This is a genomic window from Dongia sp. agr-C8 (assembly GCF_054658695.1).
In genome coordinates this window covers 575838-597198 of record NZ_BAAGHZ010000003.1, presented here as the reverse complement: position 1 = coordinate 597198, position 21361 = coordinate 575838, and the positions used below count along the sequence as shown (strand labels likewise).

The following is a 21361-nucleotide window of genomic DNA, read 5'->3' as shown; positions in this document are numbered from 1 at the left end:
AATCACTGCGCCGCAGCACGCCACCGAAGGCTTCGAAGGTCGCCGCCGCGAAGCCGGGCAAGGCGAGCGCCGCCAAGCCGACCGCATCTAAGACTATGGAAAAGAACAAGAAACTGGAGAAGCCGACGGCTAACCCGGCAAAGCCCGTGGCCAAGCCCGCGGCGCCCGCCCTGAAACGCGGCAGCAATGGCGCCATTCGGGTCGGGATCGCCGGCTGTGCCGGGCGGATGGGGCAGATGCTCCTGAAGCTGCTGATCTCGGCGCCGGGCGTGCTGGTGGTCGGCGGCACCGAACGCCGGGGCTCCCATGTGCTCGGCCGCGACCTCGGCGCGCTCGCCGGCGGCGAGCCCTTGGGCATCATCATCGGCGACAACCCGGAGCCCTTGTTCGAGCAGGCCGACGTGGTGGTGGATTTCACCAGCCCCTCGGCCACCGCGCAGCACGCGACCCTCGCCGCCAAGACCGGCACCGCGCATGTGATCGGCACCACCGGACTCGACAACGACCAGATGGCGGCGATCAGCCGCGCCGCACAGCGGGTGCCGATCGTGCTCGCCTCGAACATGAGCCTCGGCGTCAATCTCATCGAGCAGGTGGTCGAGGAGATCTCGCGCATCCTCGACACCGACTGGGATATCGAGGTCGTGGAGATGCATCACCGGCACAAGGTCGATGCGCCCTCCGGCACCGCGCTCTCGCTGGGCGAGGCCGCCGCCAAAGGCCGCGGCGTGCAATTGCGGCGCGTGGCGAAGCGCGGCCGCGACGGCCAGGTGGGACCGCGGGTCCGCGGCGAGATCGGCTTCGCGGCGATCCGCGGCGGCGACGTGGTCGGCGACCACACGGTGATCTTCGCCGCCGACGGCGAGCGGATCGAGGTCACGCACAAAGCCTCGAGCCGCGAGATCTTCGGCCGCGGCGCAGTCAAGGCGGTGCTCTGGGCAGCGGGCAAGCGCGCCGGGCTCTACAGCATGAAGGACGTGCTCGGCTTCAACCTGGGTTCGTCGTCTTCCCAGGCCGGCGGTCCGGCATAAGCCTCGGCAAGGCCAGCCCCGCCAGGATCAGCGCCAGCGCCACCAGCGCGTTCAAATGCGGCTGCTCGCCGAGCAGCAGGTAGCCGTAGCCCAGGGCCAGAACCGGTACCAGGTAGTTGTTGAACGACGCGAAGCCGGCGCCGATCCGGCGCATGATGATGTAGAACAGCAGATTGCCGCAGCCGGTCGAGATCACGCCGAGCCAGGACGCGGCCGCGACCGCCTGCCATTGCCAGTCGATCGCCCAGGGCCGGTCATGGATCAGCCAGACCGGCAGCAGCACGACCAGGCCCGCCAGCAGGATGACGCCGACCAGCATCTCCGCCGGCAGCTTCGGCAGGCGCCGCGCGGTGACGCCGTAGAGCGAATAGCTCAAGCAGCCGCCGATGATCAGCAGCTGCCCGACCACCTGATCGCCCAGGCCGCGCAAGGCATCGACTCCGACCAGCACGACCACGCCGGCGAAGCCGAGCAGCACGCCGATCAGCTTGGGCAGCCGCAGGCGTTCGTCATGGGTGAAGAAATGCGCCAGGATTACCACCAGGAGCGGGATCACCGCCATCAGGATGCCGGCCAGCTGCGACGTCGTGCTCTGCTCGCCCCGGCCGATCAGGAAGAAGGGCAGCGCGTTGCCGACCACGCCCAGGAACAGGATCCGCAGCCAGAGGCCGCGACTGCCGAAGGACGGCCATGCCTGGCCGCGCGCCCGGGCGATCGCGAGCAGCATGGCGGCGCCGACGGCGATGCGCAGCAGCGCCAGGGTCATCGGCGGCATCGCATGCTCGACCGCGATCTTGATCGCCAGGAAGGACGAGCCCCAGAGCAGCGAGAGCAGGATCAACAGGCCGTAATCGGCCAGGCCGGGATGCCGGATCTCGCCGGCGGTTGAAGGCGGGCTCATGCTGCGTCAGGCGGGCGCCGGACTGCTCCGGTGGCGGGCCAGGACGGCGCGGAGCTCGTCCGCGAGCTCGCGGCGCTCCTGGCCCGAGAGAAAGGCCCCGACCTGGATCGAGCGGCCATGCGAGCGGAGATAGAGCGTGTTGTCGGGCTCCTCGGCGCGTTCGAGGATGACATTCAGCCAGTAGGGCTGCAGCTGTTCCGTGGTGTGGCCGCCGCGGCGGTCGTAGCGTTCGAAGACGAGACGATCGGCGTAGAGGCGGATCCGCTCGGCGCGATCGTCGCCGCTGTGGTGCCGGCGGAACAGGAACCAGAACAGCAGCCATTCGCCGCCCAGGAAGCCGAAGATCGGCCAGGCGCCGATGGCGAGAAACACCAGACCGTATAGAAAGACGATCGCCGCGGTGCCGGCGATCAGAAACGCGTAGCCTTTCCGCCCGAGCGATCGGTGCGGATAGAGCAGTGCCTCGAAGACCGGGTGCCCCTCCGGCGCCCCTTTCGCTGACTCTTCCATGGGCGCGGAGTATAGACTGCGGCCATCGGGGGACAAGCCGCCGCACCACAGACCTGTCATGCTGAAGAAACCACAGATCGAAGAATTCTTCGCGCGTCTGCAGAAGGCGATGCCCAACCCGCGCGGCGAGCTGGAATACATCAACCCCTATACTTTGCTGGTTGCAGTGGTGCTTTCGGCGCAGGCGACCGATGCCTCGGTCAACAAGGCGACCGAGCCCTTGTTCAAGATCGCCGATACGCCGGAGAAGATGGTGAAGCTCGGCGAAGCGAAGCTGAAAGGCTTCATCAAGACCATCGGCCTCTTCAACACCAAGGCGAAGAACGTGATCAGGCTTTCCGAGATGCTGATCGCGGAGCATGGCAGCCAGGTGCCGGCCGATCGCGAAATCCTGCAATCGCTGCCCGGCGTCGGCCGCAAGACCGCGAATGTCGTGCTCAACATCGCCTTCGGCCAGGAGACCATGGCGGTGGACACGCATATTTTCCGCGTCGGCAACCGCACCGGCCTCGCCCCCGGCAAGGACCCGCTGGCGGTCGAGCTCATGCTGGAAAAGCGCGTGCCGGGGCCCTACCGGCTGCACGCCCATCACTGGCTGATCCTGCACGGGCGTTACGTCTGCAAGGCCCGGAAACCCGACTGCCCGGTTTGCGTGGTCCGCGACATCTGCCAGTACAAGGCGAAGACCACGGTAGAGACGTGATCTCGACGGCGGTGTCGGCCGCTACTGCGCCGAGGCGGTCGGGCGTTCGAGCAGCGACTTCAGGCAGCGCGCGGTCGGGGTCTGCTCGGCGCTGCGGGAGCGGGCTTCGACATAGGTGACTTTGAGCGCGCCGGTGTCATCGTCGTAGAGATAGAGATCGACCACGCAATCGCCGGTCACGTATTGCCAGACCTGGGCGGTCAGCTCGTGGCGCACCTGCGCCGGCTTACCCAGCGCGCGGCGCAGCGACGAATGGTCGAGGCCGAGCAACTCCTTGGGATCGCCGGAGAGCCGCAAGGCGGTCGTCAGGATCGCGTCGCTATGCGCGACCGCCTGGGTTGCGGCCAGAGGCGTCTGCTTCGGCAGCGGGTCTGGTGTTGCCGGTTGGGCGATTTCAGCCCTGGTGGTTTCCGCCTGGGCGGTGGCGGGCTTGTTGGCGACGCTCGCCGGGCGAAGGACATGCTGCGGCGCCTGACAGGCGGCGAGGAGCAGGGCGATCGCCGGGATGAGCACCGGGGTGAGTCTGCTGTCCGCGAACCGAATCCGGCCCGCGCCCAGCGACAGCTTACCCCCGAACCCCAGCATGCAACGCCCCCGGCTCCGGCCGGGCCCCAACTCGGGACTTCAAGTAACGCCCAGTCTGGGCGCCGAGACGATCCGGAAACCGGCCGCGACACCGCCCCGATGAAGGCGCCGCGGCCGCGTTTCCCGTGGTTTTATCGACCCTTGGTCAGCCGACCGCCGCGGTCGGCGCCTGCATGATCTGCGCTTCGGGGAGGACTTCCACCTCGCCGGAGAGCACGCCGCCCCGCTCGATCTCGAGCTGGCCGTAGCGGATCTTGCCCAGCACCTTGCCGCCGGCACGCACGATCAGGCGCTGACGCGCGGTCAGATCCCCATCGAAGCGGCCGCTGATATCGGCAACGTCGACTTCAGCAGCGCCCTTGAACTCGCCGGGCCCCATGATCTCGATGTTCTTGCAGTCCTGCAGCACCGCTTCGACGCGCCCTTCGACCACCAGCGTGTCGCAAGTGCGGATCTCGCCGTTGAGCGAGATGTCGCGACCGACGATCAGCTTCTTGTGCTCGGGCTCCATCGCCGAGGTCGAGCTCGGCTTGGCCTGCGCCGCCGCCGGTTGCGCGCCGCGGCCGGGACCAAAGACCGAAAGATCCGGCCCGCGCCGGGCGATCTCCGGGTTCACCGCTGGCCGGCTGGCCGGTTGTGCACCGGCGGCGTCCGACCGCTGATAGTTGCGCGGATTCGCTTCCGCGGAATCCTTGGCCTGCTCGGCTGCGATTTCGTCGTCCCTTTTCTTACCAAACATTATGGTTACCTTCTCGTTAACTCAGTTAGCCCCCGAAGGCGGACGCCGGGTCACCGAAGCAGCCCGATCGCTCTCAAGTTTTACCACGGATTCAAAAAGATGCACCATAAAAGCAGTGGCAAGGATGGGGGCAATTAAATTCACAATTGGAATTGTTGAAATGAAAGCAATCAACACTCCCCCGAGCGTGAATTGGCCGCGATGGGCGCGATAGAGCTGCTTGGCGACCGGCCGCTGCAGCCGCCGGAAGGCCGGCATTTCGTAATATTCGCGCCCAAGCAGCCAGCCGTTGACGCCATAGACGATCGCGGCATAGAGCGGCGGGAAGATCAGGAAGGGCAACGCCAGGATATTTACAACTAAAGATAACGCCGCCAGTTTCAGGCCGTCGAGGATCACCGACCAGAGCGGAACCTCGAGCGGCGCAGGACGGCCCGGATAATGCCGCGCCTCGACCGCATCGATCACCCGGTCGGCGAAGACCGCGCTGATCGCGGCGGCGAGCGCCGGAAAAGTGAACCAGGCGATCACAAGCGTTGCGAGCACCCCGCCGGCCTGGGCGATGTCGCCCCACCAGCCGCTCAAACCGGACAGCCAGCCGATCAGATACCAGGCGAGAAGCGCCACCGCGGCGAAGACCGCGACGGTGAGCGCGATCGAGAGTCCGATCAGCTTCTGAATCCGGGGATCGCCGAGCTGGCCGAGCGCCTTGGAGACTGCTGCGAACAAGAAATTTCCCCCGCTGACTCAACGTTGTGCAGCAGAGATTTAAGCCGTCGGCGGCGGCCCCGCAATGGCCGGACATGGCGTCGACTCGGGGTGTGCGGATTGTGGGCTTCGCGGCTTGTGCCGGGCGCGCCGATCCCTATACTGCGCGCGTTTTCGCGCCCGCAGCATGCCCGCAAGGCGGACGCCCCAGGAATGAGTGATGCCGGACAAGCATTTTGACGTTTGCGGCATCGGCAATGCGATTGTCGATGTCTTCTCCCATTGCGAGGAAGAGTTCCTGACCCGCATGAGCCTGACCAAGGGCGCCATGATGCTGGTCGACCCGCAGCGCTCGGGCGAGCTCTATGACGCGATGGGTCCGGCCGTCGAAGTCTCCGGCGGCGCCGCGGCCAACACCATTGCCGGCCTCGCCAGCCTCGGCGGCAAGGGCGCCTATATCGGCAAGGTCGGCAACGACCAGCTGGGCGGCATCTTCCGCCACGACATCCGCGCCGCCGGCGTGCATTTCGAAACGCCCAGCGTGAAGACCAACACGCCGACCGCGCGCAGCATGATCTTCGTGACGCCGGATGCCGAACGCACAATGAATACCTATCTCGGCGCCTGCGTCGAGCTCACCCCCGACGACGTCGATCCGGCGGTGATCCAGCACGCGAAGGTCACCTATCTCGAAGGCTATCTCTGGGATCCGCCGCTGGCCAAGCAGGCTTTCCTGAAAGCCGCCGACCTCGCCCACCAAGCGGGGCGGCAGATCGCGCTGACGCTCTCGGATTCCTTCTGCGTCATCCGCTATCTCAAGGAATTCCAGGACCTGGTGCGGGACCACGTCGACATCCTGTTCGCCAATGAGGGCGAGATCAAAGCGCTCTGGGAGACCGAGAATTACGAAGAGGCGGTGCAGATCACCCGCGGCGCCTGCGATCTCGCCGCCCTGACCCGCAGCGAAAAGGGCTCGCTGATCGTGACCCCCGAGACCGTCGTGGAAGTGCCGGCCTGGCCGGTCCCGCGCATCGTCGATCTGACCGGGGCCGGGGACCTGTTCGCCGCCGGATTCCTCTACGGCTATACCCAGGGACGCAACCACGCCGATTGCGGCCGCATCGGCAGTCTCGCGGCCGGCGAAGTGATCAGCCATTACGGCGCGCGGCCGGAAACGCCGCTTTCCGAACTGCTGCTGCAGAGCGTGTAACGGAAGGTTGGTAGAATGCCGCCGGTAAGGTCCGAGCCTCCAGACCTTTAGTTCTCGTCATCCTCCGCCAAGGCGGACCGTGACGACACGAAATGAAACCGAAATATGCGGCTCCTTGCGGGGGGCCTGAATAGATGAGTTTGTAGTTATGCAGCTTCGCAACATCGCCATCATCGCCCATGTCGACCACGGCAAGACCACGCTGGTCGATCAGCTCCTGAAGCAGTCGGGCTCGTTCCGCGCCAACCAGCAGGTGATGGAGCGGGTCATGGACTCCAACGATCTCGAGCGCGAGCGCGGGATCACCATTCTCGCCAAGTGCACCTCGGTGCAGTGGAAGGACGTCCGCATCAATATCGTCGATACGCCGGGCCACGCCGATTTCGGCGGCGAGGTCGAGCGCATCCTCTCCATGGTGGACGGCGTCGTCGTGCTGGTGGACGCGGCCGAAGGCCCGCTGCCGCAGACCAAGTTCGTGACCGGCAAGGCGCTGAAGCGCGGCCTCAAGCCCATCGTCATGATCAACAAATGCGACCGGCCGGATGCCGAGCCGCATGTGGTGCATGACGCGGTGTTCGACCTGTTCGCGGCGCTCGATGCCAACGACCAGCAGCTCGACTTCCCGACCCTGTTCGCCTCGTCGAAGCAGGGCTGGGCGGCGGAAAGCCTGGAGGCCGAGCGCGTCGATCTCTCGCCGCTGTTCGACCTGGTCGTGAGGCACGTGCCGGCGCCGACCGTCGATGCCGACGGCCCCTTCGCGATGCTGGCGACCACCCTCGAATACGACAACTATCTCGGCCGCGTGCTGACCGGGCGGATCGAGAGCGGCAAGGCCCAGATCAACATGGCGGTGAAGTCGATGCGGCCCGACGGGACGCAGATCGAATCCGGGCGCCTGACCAAGCTCCTGGCCTTCCGCGGCATCGAGCGCGTGCCGGTCGAGAGCGCCGAGGCCGGCGACATCATCGCGATCGCGGGCCTGACCGATACCACCGTCGCCGACACGATCTGCGATCCGCAGATGGAGAACCCGCTGCATGCGCAGCCGGTCGATCCGCCGACCCTCGCCATGACCTTCTCGGTCAACAACTCGCCGCTGGCGGGGCGCGAGGGCGACAAGGTGACGAGCCGCATGATCCGGGCGCGCCTGATGCGCGAATCCGAGGGCAACGTGGCCTTCCGCATCACCGAGACCGGCGACAAGGACGCGTTCGAGGTGGCGGGCCGCGGCGAGTTGCAGCTGGGCGTGCTGATCGAGACCATGCGCCGCGAGGGTTTCGAGCTTTCGATCAGCCGGCCGCGAGTCCTCTATCGCACCAATGCCGAGACCGGCGAGCGCGAGGAGCCGATCGAGGAAGTGGTGATCGACGTCGATGAAGGCTTCTCCGGCGTGGTCATCGACAAGCTCGGCCAGCGCCGCGGCGAGCTCGTCGAGATGAAGCCGTCGGGCGGCGCCAAGACGCGCTTGGTCCTGCACGTGCCGTCGCGCGGCATGATCGGCTATCACGGCGAGTTCCTGACCGACACCCGTGGTACCGGCGTCATGAGCCGGCTGTTCCACGCCTACGGTCCATACAAGGGCCCGATCGAGGGCCGGCGCAACGGCGTGCTGATCTCCAACAGCGACGGCGCGTCGGTGGCTTACGCGCTGTGGTATCTTGAGGAGCGCGGGCAGATGTTCATCAACCCAGGCGAAGCCGTCTATGAGGGCATGATCATCGGCGAGCACACCCGCAGCAACGATCTCGAAGTGAACCCGCTGCGCTCCAAGCAGCTGACCAACATCCGCACCACGTCGAAGGACGAAGCCATCCGCCTGACGCCGCCGCGGCAGATGAGCCTCGAACAGGCGCTGGCCTATATCCAGGACGACGAGCTGGTCGAGGTGACGCCGAAGTCGGTGCGCTTGCGCAAGGCACTGCTCTCCCCGCACGACCGCAAGAAGGCGGAACGCGCGGCGGAAGCCGAGGCGGTTTAAGCGCTTAGCGGGTGGACCGAGCGACCCCTCACCCCTGCCCTCTCCCGCAAGGGGAGAGGGGATTCTTGTTCGCGGCCACCGCAGACGGCATCAATACCTTACGCGCGGAGCGCGGATAAAACCTCCCTCTCCCCTTGCGGGAGAGGGTCGGGGTGAGGGGGCGACGGGTCCTTCCGCGCTTACTTCCTATTGTCCAGGCTCAGCGGGCCGGCGCCGAAATAGACGAAGACGAGCAGGCCGCCCGCGATGGCGAGGTTTTTCTGGAAGTTGATCATCTGGCCCATGTCCGCGAAGTCGCGGTGGAAGAAGACCGCGGCAACCACCGAGAACAGGGCCATGGCGGCGGCGACCCAGCGCGTCTTGTAGCCGACCAGCAGCAGCAAGCCGCCGCCGAACTCGATCGCGATCGCGGCGGCGATCGCCAGAGCCGGGAGCGGCATGCCGGCCGATGCGGCGTATTCCACCGAGCCCTGGAAGCCGGTGATCTTGGCGAAGCCGGCCGGGATGAACAAGCCGACCGCGATCAGGATGCGCCCGAGCAGAGGCGCGAAGCGCAGGGATTCCGACATGAGGTCTCCTCCATCAACAAGGGTTCGATGGACGGTCGACTCCCCCGACAGTCCGAGCTGAACATAGCAGAGGTCCCGATTCGCGGGCGAGAGTCGCCGCGGCGGACGGACTGTCTTCGATTCAGAAACGACGGAGCAGGTCGAGGAAGCGGGCGGCGATGCGGTCGGGCGCGCGTTCTTCCGCCGTCGACTCGGCGTGCGCGGCTGTCGCGCATTGCCGATAGAGGGACGCGTCGCCCCAGAGCCGGTTGAAGGCCTCGCGCCAGGCGTCGAAGCCGGCATCGAGCGGGACGGCGATGCCGCCGCCGCCCAGGGTCTCGGGCAGCGCCCCGCGGTCGGAGACGAGCGCGGGGATGCCAGAGAGCTGCGCCTCGGCCACCACGCGGCCGAAGGTCTCCTCATGGATGCTCGGCATCAGGATGAGACGGGCCTTGGCATAGGCCTCGCGCATGTCCTCGACCGGCGGCCAGAGTGCCACGTTGTCCAGGTTGCGGGCGCGGTTCATCAGCACGGTGCGCCAGGTGTCGTGGATGTTCCAGCTTTCGACCGCGAGGAAGGGGATGTCGGGCCGCGCCGCCGCCAGGCGGAAGAACAGCTCGACGCCCTTGCGCAAGCTCGGGTTGACCAGCAGAACCGAGTCGCCCGCCTGCGCCACGCGATAGCGATCGGGCTCGATCACCGGCGGCATGACCGGCGGCCGCACACCGAGCAACGTCTCGACCCGCCGCGCGGTGAAATCGGAATTGGCGATCAGCATCAGGTCCGGGCGCGCCAGCGGGCTGGCGCCGAGATCGGATGCCTCGACATTGCTGACGTGGAGCGCCGCCTTGACTCCGGATTGCAGCCCTTGCGCCACCAGGGGCAGGCTCAAGGGGCTGAAGGGATAGATCGCGGTCGTGGGCTTGAAGGCGGCGAGCACCGCGGCGAAAGACGCGGCCGTGTCCGAGGCGCGGTAGACCGGATAGCCGAGCGCATCGTCGCGGGCAAAAGCAGCGCCCTTGCGCTCGCAGAAGACGGCGACGTCGATGCCGCTCTGCCGCCAGCGCAGGGCCAGGGAATGAGTGCTGGTCTCCCGCCCGCTGGTGCTGTCGGGCAGATAGGGGTGCGGGTTGGCGAAGAGGATGCGCATCGCCGGCCGCCAGAGATTTGCGCCGATCAGCTGCCGAAGGGGTCGACGACGTCCGGCGACGCGACCGTCGCCATGAACTGTCGCAGGGATTCCAGCGCCGGGTTGTTCGGCTGCGACTGTTCCTCGATCTGCGCGCGGAGCTCGTGGATCAGGTCGGGATTGTTTTCCAGCAGCGCCAGGTCCTGGTCCGGAAAGCGGCCGGCGAAGCCGCTCTCGGTGTTGAAGTTCTTCAGGATGGCGGCGAGCTCCTCGTCGGTGAGCTTGATCAGCACGGGTGGACCGCCATCGGCGGGGAATCTGAAGGCGAAGCCCGGGCGGTAGATGCTCTCGCCGGTATCCTCGTTCTTCAGCTCCTGGCCGTAGAGGAAGACCGCATAGCTGTCCCCGCCGCTGCCGGCCGGCGGGACCAGGAACAGGGCGATGCCGCCGCGCACGGTCATAGTGGCCGTGGGGGTCTTCACCTGGACATTGCCGTCTTTGGAAAGCTTGCCGCCGACGAAGCGGAGCGCACCCTGCGCGAGATCGATCGCGAGGCCGCCGTCGCCGGTCGCCGGGTCGTAGACGAATTTGTCCAGCGTCACCTCCGAGCCCTTGCCGACGGTCAGGGTCGAGCGATCGGCGAAGATGACATTGGCGGTGCCGTCGGCGCTGGTGCGGATCTTCTGATTCTCGACCAGGTCGGCGCCGATGGCGAGCGTCTGCTCCGCGGCGCCGGGCGCCGCGCCGAAGGCGTCGGGCTTGACTGCAGCCACGGTGCCGATGGTCGGCGCATTCTGCGCCATCGCGGGCGCAATGGGCGCCAAGCCAACCCCAATCCCGCCGGAGATCAAGCCGACGCCGAGCAACCATTCTCGTCTGATCATGGCCGGGGCTCCTTAAAATCTCCACCGGGCGGACATCGCCACGGTGAAGTTGTCGTAGCTGTAGTTCCGAAGGTTCGAATCGTCGAGCAAGTATTGCAATTGCTGTGTGAGGCTCCAGTCCTCGCTCAAGGGAATCGTGTTCACCGCGTCGAACTGGAAGATATCGTCTTGCCGGCTGATATCGTCATCGACAGAGGGGTCGGGAGAATCATACCAGCGGGTCTCATAGCCGAAGGAAAGGCCGGCCAGCCAGTCATAGGGCAGGAAGGAGAGCGGCGAATTATAGGTCTGGTAGACCCCGACCGAGGCCTGCAGCCCCTTGTAATCGAGGAAATCCTCCTCGGTTCCGGCGGCGCGGCCGCCCAGGCTGCCGATCAAGGTCGTGCCCGGCCGGACCAGCCAGGTCACGGTGGCGATGCCCTGGTGCTCGAAGCCGGTGTAATCCTCGGTGTTGCCGAGGGATTTGACGTGATCGTAGTTGCGGTAGATCGCGTCATAGCCCAGTTCAAGGCTGAACGTGTCGTTGAACACGAAAGTGGCGCCGAGGCCGGGACCGCCGCCGCCCTCGAGCCATTCGCCGTCGGTCGAGACCACCTCGAAATTGGCCCGCGGCTGCAGGCGGAAGAATCCGCCGTCGCCGGGGAAGGGGTTGAAGCCTAGGCCCACCTGGCCGGCGGCGCGGATGGTGTCGAGATCCGTGTTCTGGGCGTAGAGCTGGCTGAAGCCGGCCAGCCGCGATTCCAGCGCCATCCCGTCCTGGCGGCCGAAATCCCAGGTGTGGTTCAAGTTGAAGCCGATAACGCCGGAGAAGTCGTCCTCGGGATCGTCCTCGTCCGGCCGGTTGACCAGGGCGCCGTCGCCCAGGATCCGGTCGTGGTGCGGCCCGGCATTGGCGTTGGTCTGGTACTGCATGCCGGCGAAGAGGCTGCCGGTCAGATGGCTGGACGAGGCCTTGCTGAGCGACTCCGCGCGCAGGGCTTCGGCCTGGGCCTTCACTTGGGGCGTGGTGTTCGAGGCGGCGAGCGCCGCCTCATAGGACTGCGCCGCCGCGGCGTCGCTACCGATCCGCTGGTAGAGCTGGCCCAGGGTGACGTGGAGCTCGGCCCGGTCGGGATAGAGCAGGACCAGCCGCTCCAAGACCGCGATCGCGCCCTCGATGTCGCCTTCGTCGATCAGGGCCTTGGCATAGGTGACGTTCTTCTCGAGATTGCCGGGATCCTCGAGCACGGCCTGGAAGGCCCGGTCGCTGGCACTCTGGGCTTGCGCCGGTTCGCAGAGGGCCGGGAGCGCCGCCATGGCGACCGCTGCCATCGCGATGGCGCGAAAACTCGAGACAGGCATTCGACGGCTTCCCCAAACCAGACCGCGCGACAGGGGCGGAACAATAACCTATTGCTCCGGGCCAGAAAATCCCCTGGTTAAAGAAACCTTAAAGGGTGAGATGGCGGGCCCGGGCACCGCGCTCGATGGCGGCGGCCGGCAGTTTGCCGATCTGGAGCGCGTAGCGGATGAGGTCCAGGAGGCGGGCCTCTTCCTGGCTGACCTTGCTGTCGGCCGCGGCGACGTCGCAGGCCAGGGCATAGGCGGTCTCGCGAAGCTTCTCCGGGAGCGCCTTCTTGATCTCGGCCAGGACCTTGTCCAGCCCGTCTTCCTGGTTCAGGAGATCGACGCAGCCCGCGGCGGTGGCGGCGATCTTCGAACGGTCGAAATCGCGGAACACCGGCAGATGCGCCACCATGTCGCCGATCGAGGTCATTTCCGCGTCGGTCATGTCGCGGTCGGCCGCAGCCATCAAAACCATGGTGTAGATGAGGGCTGCATGGTGCTTGGTCGTCATAATAGATCCTGTCCTATCCTGATTTTGGCCGGGACTGTAGCGACCGGCCCCCAGGGTTACAAGCTGGGGGCACAAGCCGCGCTTAAGTCCCTGATTCTGCGGGTAGACGCGCAGGTTGGGCTTTGCCATGGTCGCGCTCCATGGAAGCCATCATCAACGTCGTCCTGCCCGTCTTCGCGATCATCGCTTCCGGCTGGTTCTGCGGCCGGATGGGGCTTTTGGGCGACGGGGCATCCCAGGCCCTGAACGGCTTCACCTATTACGCCGCCCTGCCCGCCCTGTTCTTCGGCGCCATGGCGACGGCGCCCCTCAGCGAGACCTTCAACCTGCCGTTCATCCTCGACTATCTGGGCGCGCTGGTGGTGCTGGCGGTGCTGACCTGGCTGGTGGCGGCGCGGCTCTTTCCCGGACGGGGCGACCAGGTCGGCCTGCAGAACATGGCGGCCAATTTCTCCAACACCGGCTATATGGGAATCCCGCTGCTGCTCACCGCCTTCGGCGAGGCCGGGAAGTTGCCCGCCGTGATCTCCACCGTGCTCAACGGCGCCATCGTGATGCCGTTCTACATCGCGGTGGTCGAATACACCCGCAGCGACGCGGCACACCGCGCCCAGGTCTTCGCCGATGCCGGCCTAGGCGTCATCAAGTCGCCGCTGGTGATCTCCGCCATGCTCGGCATCCTCTGGTCGGGCCTGGGCGCGCCGGTACCGGTCTTCCTCGCCCAGTTCTGCAACATCCTCGGATCCGCCGCGCCGCCGGCGGCACTCTTCGCCATGGGGCTCTTCATGGTGGGCAAGAGCTTCAAGGGCGATCGATCCGAGATCGCCCTGCTGACGGCGTTCAAGCTGCTGATCCATCCGTTGCTGGCGCTGGGCATGCTGGCGCTCATTCCGTTGGAGAAGACCTGGTCGGATTCGCTGCTGGTGCTTTGCGCCCTGCCGACCGGATCACTGGTCTTCGTGCTCAGCAATCTCTATGGCGTCTATACCCAGCGCTCGACCGGCGTCATCATCGCCTCGACCTTCGTCTCGGTCGTGACCCTGTCGCTGCTGTTCAATCTGCTCGGCCTGCGCTGAGTTTTGGTTTGGGGAAGCCTCATGGCGGAAATCAGCCTGCGCATCGATCTCGGCGAGGACCGCCGTTTCGGTCCCGGCAAGGCCCGACTGCTGGAGCTCATTCGCGACACCGGCTCGATCAGCGCCGCGGGGCGCGCGCTCGGCATGTCCTATCGCCGCGCCTGGCTGCTGACCGATGAGCTGAACAGGATGTTCGGGACCCAGCTCGTCGAGCCGCAGCACGGCGGCGCCAAGGGCGGCGGCGCGCGCGTCACGCCGCACGGCATCGCGACGCTCGAGGCCTATCGCCGCATCGAGGTCGCGGCGGAAGCGGCGCTGGAGAAGGAGCGCAAGCTGTTCAAGCGGGGACGGAAGTAACCCTGAACGTCATGCCCGGGCCCCGCGGACGAATGTCCGCATTCGCGGATGGGGACCCGCGCATCGGTATCCGGTGCGAACCCGGCGCGAGACCCCCGAGTCAAGCCCAGAGGATTCGTTTCACTTCAGAATCACAAACCCTGCCTGCTCGAACACCGCCTTCGCGGCGTCGCTCTTCAGGTAGGCGAGATAGGCTTTCGCCGCATCGGACCGCGCGCCCTGCACGGTCAGCGCCACCGGGTAGATGATCGGCGGGTGGCTGTCGTCGGTGAAGGTGCCGAGCACCTTCACCTTCGCGGCCATCGCATCGGTCTGGTAGACGATGCCGAGCGGCGCCTCGCCACGCTCGACCAGGGCCAGCGCCGCACGCACGTTCTCGCCCTGCGCCAGGCTGCCCTCGACCTTCGACCACAGCCCCAGCTTCTCCAGCGAGGCTTTCGCGTATTTGCCGGCGGGAACGGCGCTGGTGTCGGCGACCGAGAGCCTGCCGCCCTTGAGCGCGGCGGCGAGGTCGTAGGTCGCGTCGATGGCGACGGTCTCGGTGGCGCTGGCCGGACCGACCAGGACGAGATGATTGCCAAGGAGGTTGCTGCGGCTGCCGGCATCGATCAGGTTGGCCTTGGCGACGTAGTCCATCCAAGGCACGTCGGCGGAGATAAAGAGGTCGGCCGGGGCGCCTTTCTCAAGCTGCTTCGCGAGTGCCGAGGAGCCGCCGAACGCCGCCTTCACCTTGTGGCCGCTGGATTTCTCGAAGTCGGCATCGATCCGGCCGAGCGCGTCGGTCAGGCTGGCCGCCGCCAGCACGGTCACTTCCGCCGCATGGGCCGCGCAGGGCAGGCCCAGCAGCAAGCCGAGTGAAACGAGCACGCCAATAAACCGCCGCATGGAACCTCTCTCGATGTATCTGAACGGATATATCGTGAAGAATATATCTGGCTGGATATATCGCCGCAAGAGCAGCTGGATCGCGCCCGGTTCATCGCCTATATCGGGCGGAGAACGGAGGACTTCATGACGGAACCAGTTGAAGACAACGCCGGCGAGAGCCGCTTCGAACTCGCCGTCGCGGGCCACCTGGCGGTGGCCGAATACAAGCTCGACGGCAAGGTCATCACCTTCACCCATACCGAAGTGCCGCCGGCCTTGGGCGGCCAGGGCGTCGGCTCGCGGCTGATCAAGGGCGCGCTGGAGCAGGTGCGGGCGCGGGGACTGAAGGTGGTGGCGAAATGCGACTTCGTCGCCGGCTATCTCGCCAAACACAAGGAGTTCGGCGACCTGATCGCCTAGGCTTCCCTCAGGCGGCGCCGCGGGTGGCGTTTGCGATGATGCGCGCAGCCGGAAGAGTCACCGTCACGGTGGTGCCGAAGCCGACGCGGCTTTCGAGCGCAATCGCGCCCTGGTGCAGCTCGACCAGGGACTTCACGATCGCGAGCCCCAGGCCCGTCCCCGGCGTGCTGGCGCGTTTCGCATCCGCGGTGCGGGCGAAGGGCTGGAACAGGTTCTGCATCTCGTCATGCGGGATGCCGCGGCCGGTATCCCGGACGATGATGGTCGGGCCGCCGTCGACGTTGAGCGCGCAGGAGATGCGGACCGAGCCGCCGCTCGGCGTGAACTTCACCGCGTTGGAGAGCAGATTGAGGATGACCTGGCGCAGGGCGCGCTCGTCGGCGAAGACCCGCGGCAGATTCTCGTCGATCGCAGTAGTCAAGGTGACGCCGCCGCGCTCCGCCTGGATCTTCACCAGGCCGACCGCCTCCCTCGTGACGGCGGCGAGGTCGCAGTCGCTTTCGATCAGCTCATAGCGACCGGCCTCGAGCTTGGTGACGTCCAGGAGGTCGTTGATCAGGCTGAGCAGGAGCTGGCCGCTGCGCTGGATATCGGCGGCATATTCGTCGTAGCGCGCATGGCCGAGCGGGCCGTAGATCTGGTGCTGCATCAGGTCCGAGAAGCCGATGATTGCGTTCAGCGGCGTGCGCAGCTCATGGCTGACATTGGCGAGCAGCATCGACTTGGCGTTGTTGGCCTGCTGCGCCTCGTCGCGCGCGGATGCGAGCGTCAGAGTCATGCGCTGCAAGGTCGACACGTTCTCGGCCAGCGCCACGCTTGCGCGACGGCGCTGCTCGACGGCGACGATCGCCAGGGCCAGGAGGCCGAGGCCGACAAAGCCGAGCCAAAGCGAGCGGAGCACCTGGAGAGTCAGCGCCTGGCGATCGATCAGCATGAGGAAGCGCCAAGGCGCACCCTCGACCGGATTCACATAGACCGCCCATCCGCCGTGCTGATGAAAGACATCGGGATGATCGAGAAGCGAGAGCTCCGTTGCGTCCAGTGCGGGCGACAGCGGCAGGGCGGCGGCCAGATCGACCAGGGATTCCTTGGGAAGACCGGCGGAATCGGCGATCAGGTGATTCTGCGCGTTGACCAGCAGCACGCGGCCATGGCCGAAATCGGTTTGCGTCAGATAGCGGCCGAAGGTCGCCAGAGTGAGATCGAGATTGATCGTCCCGCGAAAGCGGTTGGATTTGTCATAGACCGGCCGGCCGACGGTCGCCATTAGACCCTTGCCGGCGGCATCGACATAGACATCGGTCCAGTACGTGGCGCGATCCGGGTTGGGCGTCGGCGTGCCCCCCTTGAAGAAATCGTAGCCGAGCAGCGCTTCCTGCCAATGGAAGTCGCGCGACGGTACCCAGGGCGCCATGACTATGAACCGGTTGGCCGAGGTGTAGTAGATCCAGGCGGCGTCGGGGATCTGGGCATGAGTCGCCTGGAGCACCGCGCCCAGCGACAGGGCCATCAGCATTTCGCGGCCGGCCCCGCTTTGGATCGGCGGGATTTCACCCGAGCCGGTCAGGTTGACCAGCTGGTCCGGACTCGAGTTCGGCGGCGGGCGATCCAGCGCATAGCCTGAGAACGACTCCGAAGGCGCGAGGCCGGCGAAGGCGCGGCGCGCGCCGAAGGTGGGCGCCGGCTCCTCGAGCAGCGCCTCGGCCTGGCGGCGCATGAGATCGACATGGCCGACCGAGGTGTTCACCAGGCTCGACACATTCTCGGCGACATCGCCGAGCTGGTGGTGCAGCTGGTCGAGCCGCGCCTGGTATTCGCGCTCGCCGATTGCCCAAAGGCCGCAGCCAGCCGCCGCCATCACCGCGGCATACGCGACGTAGGCCAGCGCCTGTCCACGGGCCCGGCGCAGGAAGCGGGGCAGACGGGTTCTCATCAGATGGAATGCCCTGGATCAATTGATCTGGAGCAGGCGCGTGTGCAGGCGCGATTCATGACGCATACATGACCCCGCGCCGCTTAAATTCCACTTAACCCCGGTGCGACAGATACCGCAGCTGCACCCTAAATGTGATCTTTCCTGCGAAGCGCCGGTTGGTGCTGCAGGAAATCCGCGGTGACTTCGATCGCCTGCTTGAGGCCGACCCGCTCGACCGCGACGCCTTCCGGAAAGGCGGTCAGGAGCCTTGAGGGCATCGCCTTGTCCAGGAGAACAAAGACACCACGGTCGTCGGCCCGGCGGATGAGACGGCCGAACGCCTGTTTCAGTTTCAGACGCGTGAGCTGATCCTCGTATTCCGTGCCGCCGAAATGCTCCTTGCGCGCCTTGTGCAGGATATCGGGACGGGGCCAGGGCACGCGGTCGAACACCATCAGCCGCAGCGCACGCCCCGGCACATCGACGCCGTCGCGGACCGCATCGGTGCCGAGGAGACACGCATCCTCCTCGCCGCGGAAGATGTCGATCAAGGTCGCGGTGTTCATCGCATCGACATGCTGGGCCAGAAGATCGATGCCGGCCTCTTCAAGCGCTGGGGCGATGCGGCGATGCACAGCGCGCAACCGCGAAATCGCGGTGAAGAGGCCGAGCGCGCCACCCTTGGCCGCGAGGAACAGTTCGCGATAAGCGGCGGCGATCTGCTCCATGTCGTCGCGAGCGAGGTCGTTGACGATCATCACCCTGGTCTGCGCCGGATAGTCGAAGGGCGACGGCACGCGGACGCGGAAGGCGGGACTCGGCAGATGGCGGGCGCCGGTCCGTGCCTCGGCGCCGCCCCAGGATTCCGCCGTGCCGCTGCCGTCGGTCAAGGTCGCCGAGGTGACGACGATGCCGTGGGCGGACTTGGCCACGACCTCGACGAAGGGCCGCATCGGGTCGCGCCAGTGGCGGAACAGCCCGACATCGAGCTCGCGGCCGTCGCTGCGCTCCAGCGCGAACCAGTCGACAAAGTCGGACGGCGTTTCCGATCTCAACGAGGCCAGCATCTCGCGCCAGGCGGTAATCTCGTTCTCGGCGCGCCGCGCGATGCCGCGCGCCATCGCCTCGATGCGCAACCGTGTGGTCGGGTCGAGCACGTCGGCATCGGTGTCGAGTCTTTTGGCGAGCCGCTGTGCCAGCTCGCGCATCGGCACCTGGAGAGCTTTGAGCGCGAGATCCAGCGCTTCCGCCGTCTCCAGCACGCGCGGATCGACCGGCTGGGTGCCGCATTCGAGGCTGTAGCCGGCGCGGTCCTCGGGTGCCCGCGCCAGCACCTGGGCGCGCACCGTGCCGAGGAAGGCCTCGCTCTGGTTGCCCGGCAAGCCGTCGGCGATGCGCTGATGCCAGCCGTCGCCGGGCAGTGCCCGCGCCGCAGCCATGATCGCGTCCAGCAGCTCGAGGCCGCGCGCATCGTCCAGCACCAGGTCCTCGATGCGACGCCGAAGCCCGCGGGCGCGGCTGCGGCGCCCGCCCTCGCCGCCGATCAGCCAGCGGCGGAGATCGGTCGCCTCCTGGCCGGAGAGATGGGCGGCGAAGGCGGAATCGACCGCGGAGAAAAGATGATGGCCCTCGTCGAAGACATAGCGGGTCGGAAGATTCTGCTCTTCGGGGCCGAGCGCGGCCTGAATCATCACCAGCGCGTGGTTGGCGATCACGATCTCCGCCTTGCGCGCGCGGCGCACGCTCTTCTCGATGAAGCAGCGGCCGTAATGCGGGCAGGCGGAATAGACGCATTCGCCGCGCCGATCGGCGAGGCCCATGGTGCGCGCCTGACCGAGGATGTCGGGCAACCAGCCGGGGAGATCGCCGCCCGCCATGTCGCCGTCGCGGGTCGCCATGGCCCAGCGCGCCATCAAGCCGAAGGCGATCGCGTCCAAGGGTCGCTGGCCGAGCTCGCCGGCGAGCTCGGCGAGGTTCAGGAGGCAGAGATAATTCTCGCGTCCCTTGCGAATCACGACCTTCTCGGCCTTCAGGGATGGATTGGCGTAGAGCCGGTCGAGCTCGCCGTCGATCTGGTGCTGCAGATGGCGGGTGAAGGTGCTGATCCAGACCGGGCCGCGGTTCTTCTCGGCCCAGAGTCCGGAAGGCGCGATATAGCCCAAGGTCTTGCCGACGCCGGTGCCGGCCTCGGCCAGCACGACATGCGGCTCGTCCATGTTGTCCCGCGGCGCAAAGGCCGGCACCAAAGCCGACGCATAGTCCGCCTGGCTCGGCCGGTCCTCGGAGTCATGGCCGAGGAGCTGGCGCAGGCGATCGCGGGTCTCCGCCGAGGTCACGGGGATGCTGTCGGCCTGCGGCTGCGGCGCGGTCTCCGACCATTCCGGCAGATCTTCCCAGACGCCGACGCCGGGCGTCGCGCGGCCTTCGCCATGTCCGTCGAAGGCCGGGAGCGCCATGAGCACAGCCTCGCCCCAGGCCCAGCCGTGCCGCGCCATGGTCTCGGCGATCCCGCGCGTGCGCCAGCGCTTGCGGTCGAGGGTCTGCAGCTCGCGCAGCAAGGCGCGGGCGCAGGCGCGCAGGATCTCGGCCTGACGCTCGGGCTGCAGCGGATGCGCGGGTCCCGGCGGCAGCAGGCCGAGCGCCTGGGCGACTCCGGTCGGCGTCGGCAGGCAGAAACTGGCGGGGCGCACGAAGGCGTAGAGCTCGAGGATGTCGAAAGCCGGGAAGCGCTCGGTCTTCAGGCGGCGACAGACCGCGGGCAGGTGGCAGAGCAGCGGCGTTTCGGTCCGCGCCAGACGCATCGCCTCGGAATGCGAGAGGCGCCGCAAGGTCCCGTCGGCATAACGCCAGACGGCGTCCTTCAGGCCGACGACCAGGACCGGCCGGTCGGTGCGAACCGGAGGGGAGACGAGCGCCATGGGGTTGGTTTATCGGGAGAATGCGTGCGAACGCAAGGGGAACCACTGCGGTGCTTAGCCAGGAGTCGTGACTGACAGCGTCTTGCCGACTAGGCCGCGGCGCGCGCCCGCGACGCCTTGGTGCTGCGCGCGGGCGGGGCGCCGAACATGCGGTGATACTCGCGGGTGAACTGGGAGACGCTCTCGTAGCCGACGGAGAACGCGGCGCTGGCCGCCTGGACACCTTCGGAGACCATCAGGCGCCGCGCCTCGATCAGGCGAAGGTGCTTCTGGAACTGCAGCGGCGAGAGCGAGGTCACCGCGCGGAAATGCTGGTGAAACGTGGAAGCGCTCATGCCGGCTTCCGCGGCCAGCCGTTCGACACGGAGCGGCCTCGCGTACTCGGCGCGCAAGATGGCGACGGCGCGGGCCACCCGCTGCGCCTGCCCACCCGGCCAGGCGATGTTGCGGATCGCCGGGCCATGCCGGCCGGCCAGCAGCCAGTAGTGCATCTCGCGCACCAGCGCGCGCTGCAGGATCGGCACCGCGGCCGGGCGGTCAAGCAGGCGCATCAGCCGGAGCGCCGCCTCGGCGACCTCGGCCTCGGTCTGGTCGACCCGCACCGGCGCGCCGCGGGCGGTCGGGCCGGGCTTCATCTCGGCAATGAGATCTGCGATGACGCCGGGGTCGAGCTCAAGCACCAGGGAGAGATAGGGCTGGGCGCGGCTGGCCTTGGTGATCTGGCTGACGGTCGGCACATCGGCGGTGATCAGCAGAGAATCGCCGGCGCTGAAGTCGAAATCCTGGCGGCCTATGGTGACCCGCTTGCTGCCCTGGACGACGAGGCAAACCAGCGGGCGCGAGACCGCGTGCACCAGGTCGCTCGGCGCCGTCGCGCGCACGGTGCTCAGGCCCGGGATCGGCGTCGGCGCCATGCCCGCCGCGTCGGCATGGGCCTCGGCATGGCGGCGCAGGGTTTCGAGCAAGTCGGTCATGCGGTCAATCTAGCGTGGCCCGAGACCGGGCGCACCCTCTCTCGGAGGATTGGGCAAGGAAGCGCGAAGTT

At 67.0% G+C, this 21361-nt stretch carries 21 protein-coding genes; 7 read left to right on the top strand and 14 right to left on the bottom strand.

Annotated elements, in window-relative coordinates; translation table 11 throughout:
• The first annotated feature begins 194 nt into the window (after window positions 1-194).
• Window positions 195-1031 carry a 4-hydroxy-tetrahydrodipicolinate reductase gene (dapB, locus tag ACYQ4T_RS17005; protein ID WP_459858043.1) on the top strand — a complete coding sequence of 279 codons (837 nt, stop codon included), beginning with the start codon at window positions 195-197 and terminating at the stop codon, window positions 1029-1031.
• Here the strand turns inward: dapB and ACYQ4T_RS17000 are convergent.
• Window positions 988-1932 (bottom strand): DMT family transporter, encoded by a 945-nt coding sequence (locus ACYQ4T_RS17000; protein ID WP_459856524.1) that lies wholly within the window; start codon window positions 1930-1932, stop codon window positions 988-990. The genes dapB and ACYQ4T_RS17000 overlap by 44 nt on opposite strands.
• Before the next feature lie 6 nt (window positions 1933-1938).
• Window positions 1939-2442, bottom strand: coding sequence for a DUF2244 domain-containing protein (locus tag ACYQ4T_RS16995; protein ID WP_459856522.1), 504 nt, complete (start codon window positions 2440-2442; stop codon window positions 1939-1941).
• Window positions 2443-2500: 58 nt separating this feature from the next.
• Between ACYQ4T_RS16995 and nth the strand changes: the two genes are divergently transcribed.
• A complete protein-coding gene (nth, locus tag ACYQ4T_RS16990) occupies window positions 2501-3145 on the top strand; it encodes an endonuclease III (RefSeq protein WP_459856520.1) in 645 nt (214 codons plus the stop codon).
• A 21-nt stretch (window positions 3146-3166) separates the two neighbouring features.
• Here the strand turns inward: nth and ACYQ4T_RS16985 are convergent, their stop codons facing one another.
• The 3 genes from ACYQ4T_RS16985 to ACYQ4T_RS16975 form a co-directional block, all read right to left on the bottom strand.
• Window positions 3167-3730 (bottom strand): hypothetical protein, encoded by a 564-nt coding sequence (locus ACYQ4T_RS16985; RefSeq protein WP_459856517.1) that lies wholly within the window; start codon window positions 3728-3730, stop codon window positions 3167-3169.
• Between the two features lie 145 nt (window positions 3731-3875).
• Window positions 3876-4469, bottom strand: a complete 594-nt coding sequence (locus ACYQ4T_RS16980; protein WP_459856514.1) for a bactofilin family protein — start codon at window positions 4467-4469, stop codon at window positions 3876-3878.
• 21 nt (window positions 4470-4490) lie between these two features.
• On the bottom strand, window positions 4491-5198 hold the full coding sequence (locus ACYQ4T_RS16975; protein WP_459856511.1) for an EI24 domain-containing protein: 708 nt from the start codon (window positions 5196-5198) through the stop codon (window positions 4491-4493).
• 199 nt (window positions 5199-5397) lie between these two features.
• Between ACYQ4T_RS16975 and ACYQ4T_RS16970 the strand changes: the two genes are divergently transcribed.
• The gene (locus ACYQ4T_RS16970) at window positions 5398-6387 is read left to right on the top strand and encodes an adenosine kinase (RefSeq protein ID WP_459856508.1); all 990 of its coding nucleotides are present in this window, start codon (window positions 5398-5400) and stop codon (window positions 6385-6387) included.
• A gap of 148 nt (window positions 6388-6535) precedes the next feature.
• Window positions 6536-8365, top strand: coding sequence for a translational GTPase TypA (gene typA / locus ACYQ4T_RS16965; protein ID WP_459856505.1), 1830 nt, complete (start codon window positions 6536-6538; stop codon window positions 8363-8365).
• A gap of 179 nt (window positions 8366-8544) precedes the next feature.
• Here typA and ACYQ4T_RS16960 read toward each other — a convergent pair whose 3' ends face one another.
• From ACYQ4T_RS16960 to ACYQ4T_RS16940, 5 genes are all read right to left on the bottom strand, one after another.
• Complete coding sequence (locus tag ACYQ4T_RS16960; protein ID WP_459856502.1) at window positions 8545-8934, bottom strand: DoxX family protein; 390 nt, start codon at window positions 8932-8934, stop codon at window positions 8545-8547.
• Window positions 8935-9055: 121 nt separating this feature from the next.
• A complete protein-coding gene (locus ACYQ4T_RS16955) occupies window positions 9056-10063 on the bottom strand; it encodes a glycosyltransferase family 4 protein (protein ID WP_459856499.1) in 1008 nt (335 codons plus the stop codon).
• Between the two features lie 26 nt (window positions 10064-10089).
• Entirely contained in the window at window positions 10090-10926 is an 837-nt protein-coding gene (locus ACYQ4T_RS16950; protein WP_459856496.1) for a FecR family protein, read from the bottom strand.
• A 12-nt stretch (window positions 10927-10938) separates the two neighbouring features.
• Entirely contained in the window at window positions 10939-12267 is a 1329-nt protein-coding gene (locus tag ACYQ4T_RS16945; RefSeq protein ID WP_459856494.1) for a tetratricopeptide repeat protein, read from the bottom strand.
• Between the two features lie 88 nt (window positions 12268-12355).
• Entirely contained in the window at window positions 12356-12763 is a 408-nt protein-coding gene (locus tag ACYQ4T_RS16940) for a tellurite resistance TerB family protein (protein ID WP_459856491.1), read from the bottom strand.
• Between the two features lie 140 nt (window positions 12764-12903).
• Between ACYQ4T_RS16940 and ACYQ4T_RS16935 the strand changes: the two genes are divergently transcribed.
• Window positions 12904-13839 carry an AEC family transporter gene (locus tag ACYQ4T_RS16935; protein ID WP_459856489.1) on the top strand — a complete coding sequence of 312 codons (936 nt, stop codon included), beginning with the start codon at window positions 12904-12906 and terminating at the stop codon, window positions 13837-13839.
• Window positions 13840-13860: 21 nt separating this feature from the next.
• Entirely contained in the window at window positions 13861-14196 is a 336-nt protein-coding gene (locus ACYQ4T_RS16930) for a winged helix-turn-helix domain-containing protein (RefSeq protein WP_459856486.1), read from the top strand.
• A gap of 120 nt (window positions 14197-14316) precedes the next feature.
• Here ACYQ4T_RS16930 and modA read toward each other — a convergent pair whose 3' ends face one another.
• Window positions 14317-15081 (bottom strand): molybdate ABC transporter substrate-binding protein, encoded by a 765-nt coding sequence (gene modA / locus ACYQ4T_RS16925; RefSeq protein WP_459856483.1) that lies wholly within the window; start codon window positions 15079-15081, stop codon window positions 14317-14319.
• A gap of 27 nt (window positions 15082-15108) precedes the next feature.
• On the opposite strand from modA, the gene ACYQ4T_RS16920 reads away from it, so the two are divergent.
• On the top strand, window positions 15109-15483 hold the full coding sequence (locus ACYQ4T_RS16920; RefSeq protein ID WP_459858040.1) for a GNAT family N-acetyltransferase: 375 nt from the start codon (window positions 15109-15111) through the stop codon (window positions 15481-15483).
• 7 nt (window positions 15484-15490) lie between these two features.
• On the opposite strand, the gene ACYQ4T_RS16915 is transcribed toward ACYQ4T_RS16920, so the two are convergent.
• The 3 genes from ACYQ4T_RS16915 to ACYQ4T_RS16905 all read right to left on the bottom strand — a co-directional run bounded on the left by ACYQ4T_RS16915 (window position 15491) and on the right by ACYQ4T_RS16905 (window position 21290).
• Window positions 15491-17416, bottom strand: a complete 1926-nt coding sequence (locus tag ACYQ4T_RS16915) for a sensor histidine kinase (RefSeq protein ID WP_459856481.1) — start codon at window positions 17414-17416, stop codon at window positions 15491-15493.
• A gap of 128 nt (window positions 17417-17544) precedes the next feature.
• The gene (locus tag ACYQ4T_RS16910) at window positions 17545-20316 is read right to left on the bottom strand and encodes an ATP-dependent DNA helicase (RefSeq protein ID WP_459856479.1); all 2772 of its coding nucleotides are present in this window, start codon (window positions 20314-20316) and stop codon (window positions 17545-17547) included.
• Between the two features lie 89 nt (window positions 20317-20405).
• Window positions 20406-21290, bottom strand: coding sequence for an AraC family transcriptional regulator (locus tag ACYQ4T_RS16905; protein ID WP_459856476.1), 885 nt, complete (start codon window positions 21288-21290; stop codon window positions 20406-20408).
• Window positions 21291-21361 lie beyond the last annotated feature (71 nt).

Coding starts and splice junctions, on each gene's coding strand:
- ACYQ4T_RS16910 (WP_459856479.1), bottom strand. CDS start 20,316: ATGGCGCTCGTCTCCCCTCCGGTTCGCACCGACCGGCCGGTCCTGGTC.
- ACYQ4T_RS16930 (WP_459856486.1), top strand. CDS start 13,861: ATGGCGGAAATCAGCCTGCGCATCGATCTCGGCGAGGACCGCCGTTTC.
- ACYQ4T_RS16980 (WP_459856514.1), bottom strand. CDS start 4,469: ATGTTTGGTAAGAAAAGGGACGACGAAATCGCAGCCGAGCAGGCCAAG.
- ACYQ4T_RS16940 (WP_459856491.1), bottom strand. CDS start 12,763: ATGACGACCAAGCACCATGCAGCCCTCATCTACACCATGGTTTTGATG.
- ACYQ4T_RS16995 (WP_459856522.1), bottom strand. CDS start 2,442: ATGGAAGAGTCAGCGAAAGGGGCGCCGGAGGGGCACCCGGTCTTCGAG.
- typA (WP_459856505.1), top strand. CDS start 6,536: ATGCAGCTTCGCAACATCGCCATCATCGCCCATGTCGACCACGGCAAG.
- modA (WP_459856483.1), bottom strand. CDS start 15,081: ATGCGGCGGTTTATTGGCGTGCTCGTTTCACTCGGCTTGCTGCTGGGC.
- nth (WP_459856520.1), top strand. CDS start 2,501: ATGCTGAAGAAACCACAGATCGAAGAATTCTTCGCGCGTCTGCAGAAG.
- ACYQ4T_RS16905 (WP_459856476.1), bottom strand. CDS start 21,290: ATGACCGACTTGCTCGAAACCCTGCGCCGCCATGCCGAGGCCCATGCC.
- ACYQ4T_RS16970 (WP_459856508.1), top strand. CDS start 5,398: ATGCCGGACAAGCATTTTGACGTTTGCGGCATCGGCAATGCGATTGTC.
- ACYQ4T_RS16950 (WP_459856496.1), bottom strand. CDS start 10,926: ATGATCAGACGAGAATGGTTGCTCGGCGTCGGCTTGATCTCCGGCGGG.
- ACYQ4T_RS16960 (WP_459856502.1), bottom strand. CDS start 8,934: ATGTCGGAATCCCTGCGCTTCGCGCCTCTGCTCGGGCGCATCCTGATC.
- ACYQ4T_RS16935 (WP_459856489.1), top strand. CDS start 12,904: ATGGAAGCCATCATCAACGTCGTCCTGCCCGTCTTCGCGATCATCGCT.
- ACYQ4T_RS17000 (WP_459856524.1), bottom strand. CDS start 1,932: ATGAGCCCGCCTTCAACCGCCGGCGAGATCCGGCATCCCGGCCTGGCC.
- ACYQ4T_RS16955 (WP_459856499.1), bottom strand. CDS start 10,063: ATGCGCATCCTCTTCGCCAACCCGCACCCCTATCTGCCCGACAGCACC.
- ACYQ4T_RS16985 (WP_459856517.1), bottom strand. CDS start 3,730: ATGCTGGGGTTCGGGGGTAAGCTGTCGCTGGGCGCGGGCCGGATTCGG.
- ACYQ4T_RS16945 (WP_459856494.1), bottom strand. CDS start 12,267: ATGCCTGTCTCGAGTTTTCGCGCCATCGCGATGGCAGCGGTCGCCATG.
- ACYQ4T_RS16915 (WP_459856481.1), bottom strand. CDS start 17,416: ATGAGAACCCGTCTGCCCCGCTTCCTGCGCCGGGCCCGTGGACAGGCG.